The 14689-nt window shown below is 63.4% G+C and carries 11 protein-coding genes; 6 read left to right on the forward strand and 5 right to left on the reverse strand.

The annotated features are described in order from the left end of the window. Positions 1–248: 248 nt before the first annotated feature. From IRZ56_RS22390 to IRZ56_RS22405, 4 genes are all read left to right on the forward strand, one after another. Positions 249–1427 (forward strand): glycoside hydrolase family 5 protein, encoded by a 1179-nt coding sequence (locus tag IRZ56_RS22390; RefSeq protein ID WP_196146940.1) that lies wholly within the window; start codon positions 249–251, stop codon positions 1425–1427. Between the two features lie 54 nt (positions 1428–1481). After that, positions 1482–1886: a MarR family winged helix-turn-helix transcriptional regulator gene (locus IRZ56_RS22395; protein WP_196146941.1), complete on the forward strand. Its 405-nt coding sequence runs from the start codon at positions 1482–1484 to the stop codon at positions 1884–1886. 62 nt (positions 1887–1948) lie between these two features. Then, complete coding sequence (locus tag IRZ56_RS22400) at positions 1949–3151, forward strand: MFS transporter (protein WP_196146942.1); 1203 nt, start codon at positions 1949–1951, stop codon at positions 3149–3151. Between the two features lie 163 nt (positions 3152–3314). Continuing rightward, positions 3315–3866: a glutathione peroxidase gene (locus IRZ56_RS22405; RefSeq protein ID WP_196146943.1), complete on the forward strand. Its 552-nt coding sequence runs from the start codon at positions 3315–3317 to the stop codon at positions 3864–3866. A 154-nt stretch (positions 3867–4020) separates the two neighbouring features. Here IRZ56_RS22405 and IRZ56_RS22410 read toward each other — a convergent pair whose 3' ends face one another. The 3 genes from IRZ56_RS22410 to IRZ56_RS22420 form a co-directional block, all read right to left on the reverse strand. Then, positions 4021–5295 (reverse strand): OmpP1/FadL family transporter, encoded by a 1275-nt coding sequence (locus tag IRZ56_RS22410; protein WP_196146944.1) that lies wholly within the window; start codon positions 5293–5295, stop codon positions 4021–4023. Positions 5296–5441: 146 nt separating this feature from the next. Then, positions 5442–5924 carry a hypothetical protein gene (locus tag IRZ56_RS22415; protein WP_196146945.1) on the reverse strand — a complete coding sequence of 161 codons (483 nt, stop codon included), beginning with the start codon at positions 5922–5924 and terminating at the stop codon, positions 5442–5444. A 250-nt stretch (positions 5925–6174) separates the two neighbouring features. Then, on the reverse strand, positions 6175–6399 hold the full coding sequence (locus tag IRZ56_RS22420; protein ID WP_196146946.1) for a hypothetical protein: 225 nt from the start codon (positions 6397–6399) through the stop codon (positions 6175–6177). Between the two features lie 944 nt (positions 6400–7343). Between IRZ56_RS22420 and IRZ56_RS22425 the strand changes: the two genes are divergently transcribed. Both IRZ56_RS22425 and rmuC read left to right on the forward strand, forming a co-directional pair. Continuing rightward, entirely contained in the window at positions 7344–7757 is a 414-nt protein-coding gene (locus tag IRZ56_RS22425; protein WP_196146947.1) for a tetratricopeptide repeat protein, read from the forward strand. A 156-nt stretch (positions 7758–7913) separates the two neighbouring features. Beyond that, positions 7914–9413 carry a DNA recombination protein RmuC gene (gene rmuC / locus IRZ56_RS22430; RefSeq protein ID WP_230390494.1) on the forward strand — a complete coding sequence of 500 codons (1500 nt, stop codon included), beginning with the start codon at positions 7914–7916 and terminating at the stop codon, positions 9411–9413. On the opposite strand, the gene IRZ56_RS22435 is transcribed toward rmuC, so the two are convergent. After that, positions 9385–12861: a PAS domain-containing hybrid sensor histidine kinase/response regulator gene (locus tag IRZ56_RS22435; RefSeq protein ID WP_196146948.1), complete on the reverse strand. Its 3477-nt coding sequence runs from the start codon at positions 12859–12861 to the stop codon at positions 9385–9387. The two genes, rmuC and IRZ56_RS22435, sit on opposite strands and share 29 nt — an antisense overlap. Positions 12862–13119: 258 nt before the next feature. After that, positions 13120–14298, reverse strand: coding sequence for an MFS transporter (locus tag IRZ56_RS22440; protein ID WP_196146949.1), 1179 nt, complete (start codon positions 14296–14298; stop codon positions 13120–13122). Positions 14299–14689 lie beyond the last annotated feature (391 nt).

A 14689-nucleotide genomic window follows, 5' to 3' on the forward strand; every position in this document is an offset into this window, starting at 1 on the left:
TCTTCATCGCCGGCAAGCCGGCTCCCACAGGGTGTGGTTGGCGCTGCACCAGTGGGAGCCGGCTTGCCCACAACCATAGAATCTCCCACAGATGCGACATCAGCGCAGGCCTGGTGGGAGCCGGCTTGCCGGCGATGGGGCCGGTATTGCCAGCATCATCCTGCAACTTTCCGCAACGTACCTGAACGGTTTCCCAGCCAAGGCAGGCGTATGCTCGCGAGCTTCTCAACCGACCAGAGAACCTTCGCATGCGCCACTGGATACTCGCCAGCGCCCTCGCGCTGACCAGCTTGCCTATCACGGCCGCCGACCTTATCGACTTCTGGGACACACCACGTCACGGTGGCAACAGCTTCAACCGACTCCCGCCTGACCAAGCGTACTTCGAGGCGCTCAAAGGCTATGGTGCCACCTGGGTCCGGCTGTCCTACGACAAATGGAAGCCCGAGCGGCGCGACTTCCTGATGGGCGATGCCGATGCCTACAAGGGCCTCGTGGCTGCCGACCTGGCACAGCTCAAGGTCACCCTGGACAACGCCCACGCCGCCGGCCTCAAGGTCGTGATCGCACCGCTTTCGCTGCCCGGCATGCGTTGGTCGCAGAACAACCAGGGCAGGTTCGACGACCGCCTCTGGCAAGACAAGGCCTACTGGGCTCAGGCCGCCGATTTCTGGCGCGATCTGGCCCTTGCGCTCAAGGATCACCCGGCCGTGGCGGCCTACAACCTGATCAACGAACCCGCCCCGGAAAAGCAGGGCGGCCTGGCCGAACATGCAGAGCCTGGCCATATGCGCCAGTGGTATGCCCAGGCGCAAGGCAGCGCGCGCGACCTGCCTGCGTTCTACCGCCAGGTGGTGGCGGCCATCCGTGAAGTCGACGCCGTCACCCCGGTCATGCTCGATGCCGGCTGGTACGCCGCCGCCGATGCCTTCGGCTACTGGCCGGCGCCGTTGCAGGATGCGCGGGTGCTCTACAGCCTGCACATGTACGAGCCCTATCAAGCCACCAGTGCGCCGAACATGGCCCGCAAGCAACCCATACCTTACCCGGGGCCTGCGCCTTTCGGCGGCAAGCGTGAGCAATGGGGCGCCAAGCGCGTGGCCGAGTACCTGCAGCAACCCCTGACTTGGGCGGATGACATGAAGATCCCGCGTTCGCGCCTGGTGGTGGGCGAGTTCGGCTGCATGCGCCGGCTCGCGGGGTGCAAGCAGTACCTGGAGGATGTACTCACCGTCCTGGACCACAACAAGCTGCACTGGGCGTTCTACAGTTTTCGCGAGGATAACTGGGACGGCATGGACTACGAGCTGGGTTCGGCCAAGGTGCCCTGGCGCTACTGGCAGGCGATCGAGAAGGGCGAGCCGGACCCGCTGGCACGGCAGGCCACGGCCGAGTTCGAGCCGATCCGCCAGCGCCTGGCTCGCTGACCGGCGATACGAAATGTCTTGCAACATACAAGGTACGGGTATATACACGGATTCATGTTGACCAGCGAATGCATCTGTACCCATCTGCGCCGCGCTGCCCGTGGGGTGAGCCGACACTACGATGAAGCCCTAGTGGGCTTCGGTGTCAATGTCGCGCAGTTTTCCCTGCTTCGTCATTTGCAGCGGCTCGACCGGCCAAGCATCACCATCTTGGCCGAAGCCATGGGCCTGGACCGCAGCACCCTGGGGCGAAACCTGCGGGTGCTGGAGGCCGAAGGGTGGGTGGCCCTGGCCGATGGCGACGATCAGCGCAACCGCCTGGTGTTGCTGACCGCGGCGGGCAAGGCCTTGCTGCAGGCCGCGCATCCGGCCTGGGAGCAGGCCCAGCGTGAGCTCGTAGAGCGTCTGGGAGAAGGGCAGCGGGATGTGTTGGTGCGGCTATTGGAACGTTTGGCGTAAAGCCTTCGATTAAAAGCGGGTATATACCCGTATAACCTTGCGATGTGCTGGAGATAACCACAATGACTTCGGTATGGCGAACCAGCGGGTGGGTGTTGTTGGGCGCGGCGCTGATTCTTGCCCTGTCCCTGGGGGTGCGGCACGGCTTTGGCCTGTTCCTAGCACCGATGAGTGCCGAGTTCGGCTGGGGGCGTGAAGTGTTCGCCTTCGCTATTGCCTTGCAGAACCTGATCTGGGGCCTGGCCCAGCCGTTCGCCGGGGCGCTGGCAGACCGCCTGGGCGCGGCACGGGTGGTGATCATCGGCGGCATTCTCTACACCGCAGGCCTGATCCTGATGGGCATGGCCGACTCGGCCTGGTCGCTGTCGCTCAGCGCCGGGTTGCTGATCGGCATCGGGCTGTCCGGCACGTCCTTCTCGGTCCTGCTCGGGGTCGTGGGGCGGGCCGTGCCGCCGGAAAAGCGCAGCCTGGCCATGGGTATCGCCAGTGCCGCCGGGTCGTTCGGCCAGTTCGCCATGCTGCCGGGCACGCTCGGCCTGATCCAGTGGCTGGGCTGGTCCGCAGCCTTGCTCGTGCTGGGGCTGCTGGTGGCGCTGATCGTGCCGTTCGTAGGTATGCTGAAAGACCGTCCGCTGCCCAGTCACGGTGGCGAACAAAGCCTCGGCCAGGCCCTGCAGGAGGCCTGCTCGCACCCGGGTTTCTGGCTGCTGGCTCTGGGCTTTTTCGTCTGTGGCTTCCAGGTGGTGTTCATCGGCGTGCACCTGCCGGCCTACCTGGTGGACCAGCATTTGCCGGCCACCACCGGTACCACCGTGCTGGCGCTGGTCGGGTTGTTCAATATCGTCGGTACCTACACGGCCGGTTGGCTGGGCGGGCGCATGTCCAAGCCGCGCCTGCTCACCGGGTTGTACCTGTTGCGGGCGGTGGTGATCGTGCTGTTCCTGTGGGCGCCGGTGACCCAGGCCAGCGCCTACCTGTTCGGCATCGCCATGGGCCTGCTATGGCTGTCCACGGTGCCCCTGACCAATGGCACGGTGGCCACGGTGTTTGGCGTACGTAACCTGTCCATGCTCGGCGGCATCGTCTTCCTGTTCCACCAACTGGGGGCTTTCCTCGGGGGTTGGCTGGGCGGTGTGGTGTATGACCGAACCGGCAGCTATGAGCTGGTCTGGCAGATCTCGATCCTGCTCAGCCTGATGGCCGCGGCCCTCAGCTGGCCGGTGCGCGAGCGTCCAGTCGCGCGCCTGCAGGCCCAGGCCGCATGAGCCGATGGGCGCGCTGGCTATTGGCGGCGGGTGCGCTGCTGGTGCTGGTATTGGCCTGGTGGGGTTGGCACGAAGGCGGGTTGGCGTTGATGCAGTTGGGCATGGGCGCCTGTTAGGCGCTACCCTGCAAGGCAAGGATTTCATTTTGCAGGAGTACCGAACGATGCCCATGCGCTGGCTTGCCTTTCCGTTGTTGGCCCTGGCCGCCGCCACCTCGAGTTGGGCGGCGGATTGCCCGGCGTTGTTGCAGGGCAGCCTGCCCGAACTGCGCGGCAAAGAGCAGGTCGATCTGTGCCAGCGCTTCGCCGGCAAGCCTCTGGTGGTGGTGAACACCGCGAGCTATTGCGGCTTTGCCCCACAGTTCGAGGGCTTGGAGGCGACCTACAAGCAATACCACGAGCAAGGCCTGGAGATGCTCGGCGTGCCGTCGAACGATTTCAAGCAGGAAGATGCCGACAGCGAGAAGACCGCCAAGGTCTGCTATGCCAATTACGGCGTCACCTTCACCATGACCAAGGCTCAGGCGGTGCGTGGCAAGGATGCGGTGCCGCTGTTCAGCGAACTGGCGCGCCAGAGCAGTGCGCCGAAATGGAATTTCTACAAATACGTGGTGGATCGCCGGGGCAAGGTGATCGCCAATTTCTCCAGCCTGACCAAGCCTGACGACCCGGCATTTCAGGCGGCAATCGAAAAAGCCATCGCCTCGCAGCCTTGAGCTGCATGCGGACATCACCGGGGCCGCTACGCGCCCCATCGTGGCACAAGGCCGCTCCTACAGGAACCCGCCATTGGCAAGGTGTGTGATCCTGTAGAAGCGGCCTTGTGCCGCGATGGGGCGCCTAACGGCCCCGATCATTCAAACGAACGACTCAGAAGCGGTAGGTGAGCGAAGCACCGAGGCCATGAGCGCTGTTTTCGTACTTGGCCTGGTAAGAGCCTTTGCTTGCACTGACTTGGTTCACCTTGGTGTCCTCTTCCCACAGGTAGGAATAAGCCAGGTCGATGGTCATGTCTTCGTTCGGGCTCCAACCCGCGCCGAAGCTGACCGCCTTGCGATCGCCGGTCGGGATGCGTGGCGAACGGTCATGGTTGTTGGTCGGCGACTGGTCGACGGAGAAGCCTGCGCGCAGGGTCCATTCCTTGTTCACCTTGTAGGACGCGCCAATGGCGTGTGCCCAGGTATCGTGCCAGTTCTGCTCTTCGGTGATGGTGCCGAAGTTGCTATCCCATATTCCGCCTGGGCCGGCAGGAATGTCAGTATTTACAGTGATATTTTCCAGGCGGCTCCAGCGAGTCCAGGTGCTACCTGCATACAAAGTCCACTGGTCGTTCAGTTCATGAGTGATCGAGAGGTCTACCGACTCTGGAGTCTTGATCTTCAGACTGGCGTCGAACTTGTTGCCATCGAGCCCTACCACCGGAAGGCTGACCTTCGTTTTGCCTTCAAGCTTGTAATCGACCATCGAATGATAGGTCAGGCCTACACGGGTGCGATCCGTGGCTTGGACCAAGATACCGATGTTGTAGCCGACCGCAGTATCGTCACCCTTGATTTTCACTTCGCCATCATTCGAACCGGGAGGACCGATTGGGTTGACGAGATTCGAACCCAGTTCACCCTTGATGCGGTTGAAGGTCGGGCCGAAACCGATCGACACCTTGTCATTGAAGGCATAGCTGACGGTCGGCTGGAAGGTGATGACTTCGACGTGGCTCTTCTTGCCCCAGTAGCGTGCGGCATCATCGCTGCCGTAGTCGGTGACCAGGCCGAATGGCACATAGACGCCGAAACCTACGCTCCAGTGCTCATCGATCGGCTTGACGTAGTAACCCATCGGCACACCAACGGTCGGAACCATGTCGCCGTCGGTTTCGCCCCCAAAATTACTGCCTGGTCCCGAAATATCGGACTTGGCAATGACCGCTGCGCCCCCGACGGTGATCTGCTCGCGCTTGAGGCGCGACATGCCGGCAGGGTTGCCGAATACAGTGCTGGCATCTTCGGCAGAAGACGAACGTCCCGCGAAACCTGTCCCCATGCCGCTGACGCTTTGTTCGTTGAGGGCGAAGCCCGCAGCGAACAGTTGGCTGGATGCGAGGGCGACGGCTACACCGAGGGAGGTTTTGAGCATTGCTTTTTTCATTATTGTGAAACTCCTTGGGATCTCCGGGGCGAAAAGCTACCAACAAATCACGCGCGGCGCTATAGCGTTAATCGCAGCAGTTAGCGTCGTTTTGTAGGACAATCCGACCAAAATTCCCTTTTTTCCGGTTATTTGTAAGACGCGTCTTAAGATGCCTGGGATAAAATCGGATCCACGCACAAATGCCAGGCCTGGGTGAAATCCCGCAGGCGCCCCTGAGGATGGAAGATCTGTCGCCAGATCCGCGCCAGACCCAACAGATCGTTCGGCGCAGGTAAGGGCATCGCTTGCTCCTCGATGAGCATCCAGGCGATGGCGGTGGAATAACGCAGGTTGACCGCGAGCTCCAGGTGTGGCCCGCGCAGAAAGGCGTGTTGGCTGGCCAGGCCGCGGACCAGGCTGGCAAGGTCCGGGTCGCGTGCCAGGAAGTCGTCCCAGAGCTCCTGATGGCGGGCTTCGCCGATCAGGTAGAGACCATGGCCTCGCCGGTCGTGCAGTGCCGAGCCCAAGGCCGATTGGCTGGCAGCAACGCCCAGCAGCAAGGCTTCGGCGCTTTGGCTGTGACGGCCCAAGTAGATCAGGGTCGGACGAATCACATACTGACACAACTCTTTAGCCGCGATACCCATGATTGCCCTCGATCAGTTAAGGGCCGACGGGCGCTGGAGCTTGGCAGCTGGTGAATTGATCAGGCCCGCCGGAAGCGGCTCGCACCGCTCGAGTTGAAGTGTAGTGTGATAATCGTGGTGTAAAGGGCTGTTTTTAAATCGATTGCTGCCCGTCGCCCTGGCGCATATGCCTTGAAGCAATTACGCCAAGAACGATCAGGAAGCGAAGGGAAGGGGCTATCGTGCGCCTGAATGCGCCGAAACAGGCCGCTCACGCGGCCAGCGACTGGCGGGTCCGTTCGATGACAGCCTGCAATGGGGCGACGCGGCTGTATTGTTCTGGGTACAGGCGTTCGCTGTGGCAGGCGATGCCATGTTCGTCGACCAGGGTGAAGCTGAAGCTGCCCTTGCGAGGGGCGACGATCACGCATTTCAACGGCGCGAAGGCCTGGGATAGGGTGCCGATGGCGGTTTGGATCTGATGATGAGTGTTCATATTGTTGGATGTTCCTGCTTTAAACACGGATTTCGATCCGTGCATTCTAGAAACGTTCCAGTGACGCCTTTATTAAGGGACGAAGAACCTGACTGGAACAGGGCAGCCAGATAAGGCGCAAGCAAATGTGGGCGCTGGGCTGACTGGTAGGTACTTCAGAAGGCGGGCAGGCACACAGGGCAAGGTTCAATGCCTCTGGGTGAAGATCCCGATCAATCTGTCGCGTGATTCGCGCTGGGGCAGGTTTGCTGCCGAGTGAATCATCGAAGGGGCCGGTCCTGGTTTCAGCAATGGCTGCTCGTGGGGCGAGAGGCACTGCAAGGACACATTGGCCAGAATTGACTTTCAGCTGGGTACTAACGAGGCGCACACTACAGGAAAGCCCTGCACCTGGCAAGCAATTTCGGGTTTTGCCAGGCTAGCCGAGCAGTATGGCTTTTATTCACCGTGCTGTGAAGGGGGGCTAACGTGCGACCGGCTCGGAGGATCGAGGGTCTTTACCATCCAATTGAATGCTCGCAGCGCACTTGTACACACAGCGGGTGTGACTTGTAACGACTTGGCAACGTGTGGCCGCGAGCTCGCCAATGCCTTGACTGAATACTTAAGTCAATGAAAAAAAACACTAATTTTTACTGGTGAAAAAATCGTCAGTTTGAGCGAAAGCCCCATTCCATCGGGGTTTGGAGACTTGTCGGGCGGGTTGTCCACTGAGTTATCCACAGCTTCTGTGGATTGTCCCGAGCGCTTGCTCTAGGACGGGCGTGCCAGCTGATTTCCGATTGTCCGACGATCAGTGGTCCGGTTTCGGAGAAGGATGCATCCAGCGAAAACGTCAAGAAAAGATCATCGAATTTTTTTTTTACATCTTTAGGATTCGGCTGGGCCACGAGCAAAAAAATGCAGTAGAGTGCGCGCCTTTCGAATTGCCTTCGCTGTTGCTCATGAAGTTTCGCGGTAAACCCCTCGCAATCCCCGCTGCACATTCGCCAGTGACCCCCTCCAAGCGCTTTTCCCTGAAAGTGGCCCTTTGGCTGCTCGACAGCCCGCGCCTGGGCGACAAGCCCAGCGTCAAGCACCTGGCCGGCCGCCTGCTCAAGCAGCCGGCGCGCCAGGGCGTGGTGGTGGCCCAGAGCCGCTTGGGGCAGATGCTTTGTCGTGACTGTGGCAATGCCCGCGACCGGCGCATCGGCCATGAACTGTTGCGCCAGGCTGCACGGTCGGGTGACCGCCGTGCCCAGCTGGAGTTTGGAAGGTTGTGCCAGCACAGCGAGCCGGAACAGGCGCGCTATTGGCTGGAACTGGCGGCGGGGCAGGGCTCGCAGGAAGCACGGCGGTTGCTCGGGCAGTTGAGCTGACGTGTTCGCCGTAGCGCATCAGCGCCTGTAAGACCGAGCGCCGCGCGGGCGGCGCGCGATCTCACAGGCCCGCAGTGGCTTTGGCGAACGCTCCAGGAACTGCAAGCCCTCACCTGATAAGCTGCACGGCATTATCGAATACCGACTGGAGTCGCTATGGCAGTGGATCTTGCCAGTATCCTGCTGGGCCTCGTGGCCGCAGCCATTCCTTGCCTGGGCTGGGCAGTGCAGCTGCAGCGGCGCCTGTCTGTCCGGCAAGCGGAACTGGCCCTTCTCGAAGAGCGCCTAGGCAGTGCCCAGCTCGCCCAGGCAGGCCTGCAGGCGCAGCTGGACGCCAGCCGCGACGAAATCAGCGACCTGAGTGAAGCCAATGTGGTCAAGCAGACCACCCTGGCGGCCCAGGCCCGCGAACTGGAGCTGTTGCAGATCGACCGCGACAATGCCCGCGATGCCGCCCATGGCTGGCAGTTGGAGCGGGCCAACCGCGAGGCCGAATTGCGCCGCCTGGAAGCCCAGGCCGCGCGTCTGGAAGCCGAACTGCGCGAACAGCAGGAAAGCCACCAGCAACGCCTCGAAGACCTGCAACAGGCCCGCGACACCTTGCGTGCCCAGTTCGCCGAAATGGCCACCAAGATCTTCGATGAACGCGAGCAGCGCTTCGCCCAGACCAGCCAGCAGCATCTGGGCCAATTGCTCGACCCACTCAAGGAGCGTATCCAGGCCTTCGAAAAGCGCGTGGAGGAAAGCTACCAGCAGGAAGCCCGCGAACGCTTCTCCCTGGGCAAGGAACTCGAGCGCCTGCAGCAGCTGAACCTGCGCCTGTCCGACGAGGCCACCAACCTGACTCAGGCGCTCAAGGGCCAGAAGACCCAAGGCAACTGGGGCGAACTGATCCTGGAGCGGGTGCTGGAGCATGCGGGCCTGGAAAAGGGCCGCGAGTACCAGACCCAGGTCAGCCTCAAAAGCGCCGACGGCGAACGCTACCAGCCCGACGTGCTGATCATGCTGCCGGGCGACAAACAGGTGGTGGTCGACGCCAAGGTCAGCCTGACCGCGTACCAGCAATTTGTCGGCGATCCCAACGCCGAGAGTGCCCAGGCGGCCCTCAAGCAGCACGTGCAGTCGCTGCGCAGCCATGTCAAAGGCTTGTCCAGCAAGGACTACAACCGCCTCGACGGCCTGCACAGCCTGGATTTCGTCCTGCTCTTCGTGCCCATCGAAGCGGCGTTTTCCGCCGCCCTGCAGGCCGAGCCCAACCTGTTCCAGGAGGCCTTCGACCGGCAGATCGTGATCGTCAGCCCCACCACGTTGCTGGCCACCCTGCGGGTCATCGACAGCCTGTGGAAGCAAGAGCGCCAAAGCCAGAACGCTCGGGAAATCGCCGAGCGCGCCGGTTGGCTGTACGACAAGTTCGTGCTGTTCATCCAGGACCTGGACGAGCTGGGCAGCCGCCTGCAGCAGGTGGACAAAGCCTATGCCGCGGCGCGCAACAAGCTCTGTGAAGGGCGCGGCAACCTGGTCAGCCGCAGCGAGCAACTCAAGCTGCTGGGTGCCCGGGCCAGCAAGAGCCTACCGAGCGAACTGCTCGAGCGGGCCCTCGCCGATGGGGTGCTGGCCGACGAAGCGCTTACTGAACCAGGCTCAGATGGCGATTGAGCAGGGCGCGCAGGGCCGCCGGCTTGACGGGTTTTGCCAGGTAGTCGAGGCCAGCGGCATGGACCTGGGCGATGGTCTCGTTGCGCCCATCGGCGCTGATCACCACGCCAGGCACCGGTTCGCCCAGGCGGGTGCGTAGCCAGGCCATCAGGCCGGTGCCGGTCTCGCCGTCGTCCAGGTGGTAATCCACCAGTGCCAGGTGCGGGCGCATCCCTTTGCCCAGCAGCGCCTCGCATTCTTCGCGGTTGCGCGCCGTCCAGACCTGGCAGCCCCAGCGGCCGAGCAGGCTGTTCATGCCGACAAGTATGCTGTCTTCATTGTCGACGCACAGCACCTGCAGCCCGGCCAGCGGCTGGCTGGCCTGTTCCACCGGCGCCTGGGCCGGCGCGGCGGCGCTGCGGGCGATCGGCACGCTGACGCGGAACACGCTGCCCTTGCCGGGCCAGGAGCGCACCTCCAGCGGGTGCCCGAGCACCCGGCACAGGCCGTCGGCGATGGCCAGGCCCAGGCCCAGGCCTTTCTCGGCGCGGGTCTGGTGGCTGTCCAGGCGCTTGAACTCCTGGAAGATCACCTGCAGCTTGTCGTCGGCGATGCCCGGGCCACGGTCCCACACCTCCAGCCACAGGCGCTCGCCCTGGCGGCGTGCGCCCAGCAGGATCGGGCTCTTGCCATAGCGCAGGGCGTTGGTCAGGAAGTTCTGCAGCACCCGGCGCAGCAGCTTCATGTCGCTGTCGACCCGCAACCGGCTGCTGCGCAGACGGAATTCGAGGCCCTTTTCCGCAGCCAGCACCTTGAACTCGGTGCCCAGGGTATCGAATAGCTCGCTGAGGGCGAACGGTTTCGGGTCGGGGGTGACCTTGCCGTTCTCCAGGCGCGAGATATCCAGCAGGTCGCTGATCAGCTCCTCGGCCGAGCGCAGCGAGCTGTCCATATGCTGCACCAGTTGCCGGGCCTCGTCGGTCATGCCCTCGTCCTGTTGCGACAGCGCGGCGGAGAACAGCCGCGCGGCATTGAGCGGTTGCATCAGGTCGTGGCTGACCGCGGCCAGGAAGCGGGTCTTGGACTGGCTGACCGCTTCGGCCCGGCTCTTGGCCTCCGACAGCGCCTGGTTGAGCTGCGACAACTCGTGGGTACGCTCGGCGACCCGCTGTTCCAGGCCCTCGTTGGCATCCTTGAGCGCCTGTTCGGCCTCGCGGAACGGGGTGATGTCGGTGAAACTCATGACGAAGCCGCCACCGGGCATGGGGTTGCCGATCAGTTCGATGACCCGGCCATTGGGGAACAGGCGTTCGGAAGTATGCGCACGGCCCTGGCGCATCCAATGCAGGCGCCGGGCGACATGCACCTGCGCCTCGCCCGGGCCGCACAGGCCACGCTCGGCGTTGTAGCGGATGATGTCGGCGATCGGCCGGCCGACGCTGATCAGCCCGTCGGGGTAGTTGAACAGCTCCAGGTAGCGCCGGTTCCAGGCCACCAGGTGCAGGTTCTGGTCCACCACGCTGATGCCTTGGTTGATGTTCTCGATGGCGCCCTGCAGCAAGGCGCGGTTGAACTGCAACACCTCGCTGGCTTCGTCGGCGATGCGCACCACGTCTTCGAGCTGCATTTCGCGGCCCTCGATGGCCGCCTTGACCACCGCGCGGGTCGAGGACGTGCCCAGCACGCCGGCGAGCAGACGCTCGGTGTGTTCGATCCAGTCGCCGTCGGCGTTCTGGTTGGGGTTGAAGCCCTTGCCCTGGCGATAGGCGAAGCGGATGAAGCTCTGCCGTGCGCGTTCTTCGCCGACGAAGCGGGCGGCCAGCTTGAGCAGGTCGTCGATCTGCACGGCCAGCAGCGAGCGGCTGCTGGGCCGGGCGCTGCTCTGCTGGCCGATGAAGCGGCCGGCCTGCCAGTGCTCCGATACCCGCGTGCGAGAAAGGATCGAGACCCAGGCGAAGAGAATGAAGTTGCCCGCCAACGACAGCACCACGCCTTGGGTCAGCGGTGTGATGGGCAAATCCAGCGGGTTGCCATGCAGCCAGGCCAGCCCAGGGAACAGTTGCAGCGACCAGCCCAGGCTGTGTGCGGCGATCGGCAGCACCAGGGTGTAGAACCACAGGAAGATCCCCGCCGCCAGGCCTGCGAACACACCGCGGCGATTGGCCTGTTTCCAGTACAGTGCGCCGAGCATTGCCGGGGTCAGTTGGGTCACGGCGGCGAAGGCGATCTGGCCGATGGTCGCCAGGCTCGCGGTGGAGCCGAGCAGGCGATAGCTGACATAGGCGAGCAGCAGGATGACCACGATGGTCACTCGCCGTACCGAGAGCATCCAGTGGCGGAACGCCTCGAACGGGCGCTCGGCGTTGTTGCGCCGCAGCAGCCAGGGCAGCAGCATGTCGTTGGAGACCATGGTCGACAGCGCCACGGCCTCGACGATGACCATGCCAGTGGCTGCCGAGGCGCCGCCGATGAAGGCCAGCAACGCCAGGCTCGGGTGGGCCTCGGCCAGCGGCAGGCTGATCACGAAGGAGTCGGAGATCACTGTGCCGGGCAGCAGCATCTGTCCGGCCAGGGCGATCGGCACCACGAACAGCGCGGCCAGGGCCAGGTACAGCGGGAAGACCCAGCGCGCCAGGCGCATGTCCTGGGGTTCGATGTTCTCCACCACGGTCACGTGGAACTGGCGCGGCAGGCAGATGATCGCCATCATCGCCACGGCGGTCTGCACCACCATCGACGGCCAGTTGACCGTCTCCTGCCAGTAGCTTTCCAGGTGCACCGACTGGCGCGCCTGGTTGAACAGGTCGTCGAAGCCGTCGTAGAGGTTGAACACCACGAAGGCGCCCACGGCGAGAAATGCCAGCAGTTTGACCAGCGACTCGAAGGCGATGGCCAAGACCATGCCGCGGTGGTGCTCGGTGACATCCAGGCTTCGGGTGCCGAAGACAATGGCGAACAGGGCCAGCACCAGCGAGATCACCAGCGCGGTGTCCTGTACCCGGGTGCCCGTGGCGTCGGCGTTGGCGCCGATCAGCAGGTTGACGCCCAGCACGATGCCTTTGAGCTGCAAGGCGATGTACGGCAACACCCCGACCAGGCAGATCAGCGCCACCACCACCGCCAGGGATTGCGACTTGCCGTATCGGGCAGCGATGAAGTCGGCGATCGAGGTGATGTTCTCCTGCTTGCTGATCAGCACCATCTTCTGCACCACCCAGGGTGCGAAGACCAGCAGCAGGACCGGCCCCAAGTAGATCGGCAGGAAGGCCCACAGCTGTTCGGCGGCCTGGCCGACTGCGCCGAAGAAGGTCCAGCTGGTGCAGTAGACCGCCAGCGACAGGCTGTAGACCCACGCGCGCAGGCGCGGCGGCAGCGGCGTGCTGCGGCGGTCGCCGTAGAAGGCGATGGCGAACATGATGGCCATATAGGCCAGGGCGACCACGGCGATCAGCCCGCTGGACAACGACATGCAAACTCCGGAGCAAAAAAGAAAACGCGGTCCCGATCAATCAGTCTGGCACGGCCAATGGGGTTCGTCAGCGCCGACAATGGTCGCAGTGGCAGGACGTCGCACACTCGGGGTCACCATGCGTTGTTCTACGGGAGATCACCCAGCCCTTCCGGCCTGCGCTGTCGCGCAAAGAACAAGCGGCTAGCGCTAGTCCCCCTGTGGGAGCGGCGGTGCGGCGGTCCGACCTGTCCCGCGATGGGGCCGGCACCGGCAACATCAAGGCCTGCGTGTACCCAGCCAATAGAACACCCCCGCCAGTATCACCGACATCACCAGCAGGTAGAAGGTTACCGCCGGTACCCACTGCCCCAGGGCAAAGCCGACGATCGCCGGTCCCAACCCCGCTCCGAGGTTGGACAGGTTCTGCGCCCCATAGTAGACGCCACGCAGATGCTCAGGCGCGATCAGGTCGATGAACATGTATTCGGCCGGGATCACGATGATCTCGCCAAGGGTGAACACCACCATCGCCAGGCACCAGGCCAGGGCGGAACCGGCCACGGAGAACCCCAGCAAGCCGAGGATGAACAGCGCCATCCCGGCCAGCAGCCAGGGCATCAGGCGCTGGCGGTCGATGCGTCGGCCGATCAGGTACTGGAACGCGATCACCGTGACGGCGTTGGTGGTGATCAGGTAGCCGACCAGTCGCGCCGCTTCCGTGGTGTCGGTGGTCACCACCAGGTACTGGGACAGGTAGGCGCCGAATTGGCCGAATACCACCGCGCTCAGCATCCCGCCCAGGGTGAAGCAGATCAGCCGGCGATCCTGTGCCAGACGCAGGGCGACTTGGGCGAAGCCGGCGTTGTGCTGGACGCTTGCACCGACCTGCAGGCGTCGGTCCCCCAAACCATGATAGAGCCCGCCCATGCCCAGGCCGATCAGCGCGGAAACCAGGAAGGGCAAGTGGGCACCCTGTTCGAACAGGGCCACCCCAAGCAGGGGGCCGACCGCGTAGGCGATATTGCTCAAGGTGTATTTGATGGCGAAGACCTCGGCACGCTCGGCCTCCGGCAGCAAGGCGCAGAAGCCCGACTTCACGGCGATGTCGACCACCGCCAGGGCCAAGTTGATCACCACCAGGCAGACGAAGAACAACGCGGCCGAGCGGCTGGCAATGGCACCGAGGAAGGCCAGGGTGAATACCGAGATGGCACCGAGCAACAGGGTATGGTTGCGCACGGTGTCGACCAGGTGGCCGCCGTACAGGCTAAGCAAGGAGGCGAGGATCACGGCGCTGCCAACCAGCAGGCCGATGGAGCCGACTGCCAGCTGGAAGGTGTCGGCAAGGTATACCACCAGGTAAGGCAGGGTGATTGCCCGGGCGAAGGTCAGGACCGAACCGGTGGCCAGCAGCAGGCGCACGGAGCTGGGGTAGCGTTTGAGGGCGGCGAGCATCGGACATCCTTGTAGTCGTATGGTGCCAGTGGCCAAGCATAGGGGAGCGATCGCGAACTGTCGTGGTATTCCTATGGCCCCCACCATGGACGAACTCGCTTCTATCGAACGATCCATAACTATGTGATTTTGTGGGGCTTTTTGGAGATCACCCAGCCCTCCTGGGCTGCGCTGTCGCGCAGAGAGCAAGCGGCTAGCGGCGCCCCCCTGAGCGGGCTTGTCCCGCGATGGGCTGCGTAGCAGCCCCATGAGATGTCCCAAAATTAACCGACCGGCCTTTGCCTTTGCTTGCGATGCGCGATAGTCCAGGCGCCGCCAAACGCGACGTCAGGAGGCCGAGCGGAGGCGTTACGGAGGTGGGTGCCGGGCATGGATGCCCGGCAAGCGGCGC

Source organism: Pseudomonas guariconensis (assembly GCF_015680235.1).
GTDB lineage: Bacteria > Pseudomonadota > Gammaproteobacteria > Pseudomonadales > Pseudomonadaceae > Aquipseudomonas > Aquipseudomonas guariconensis_A.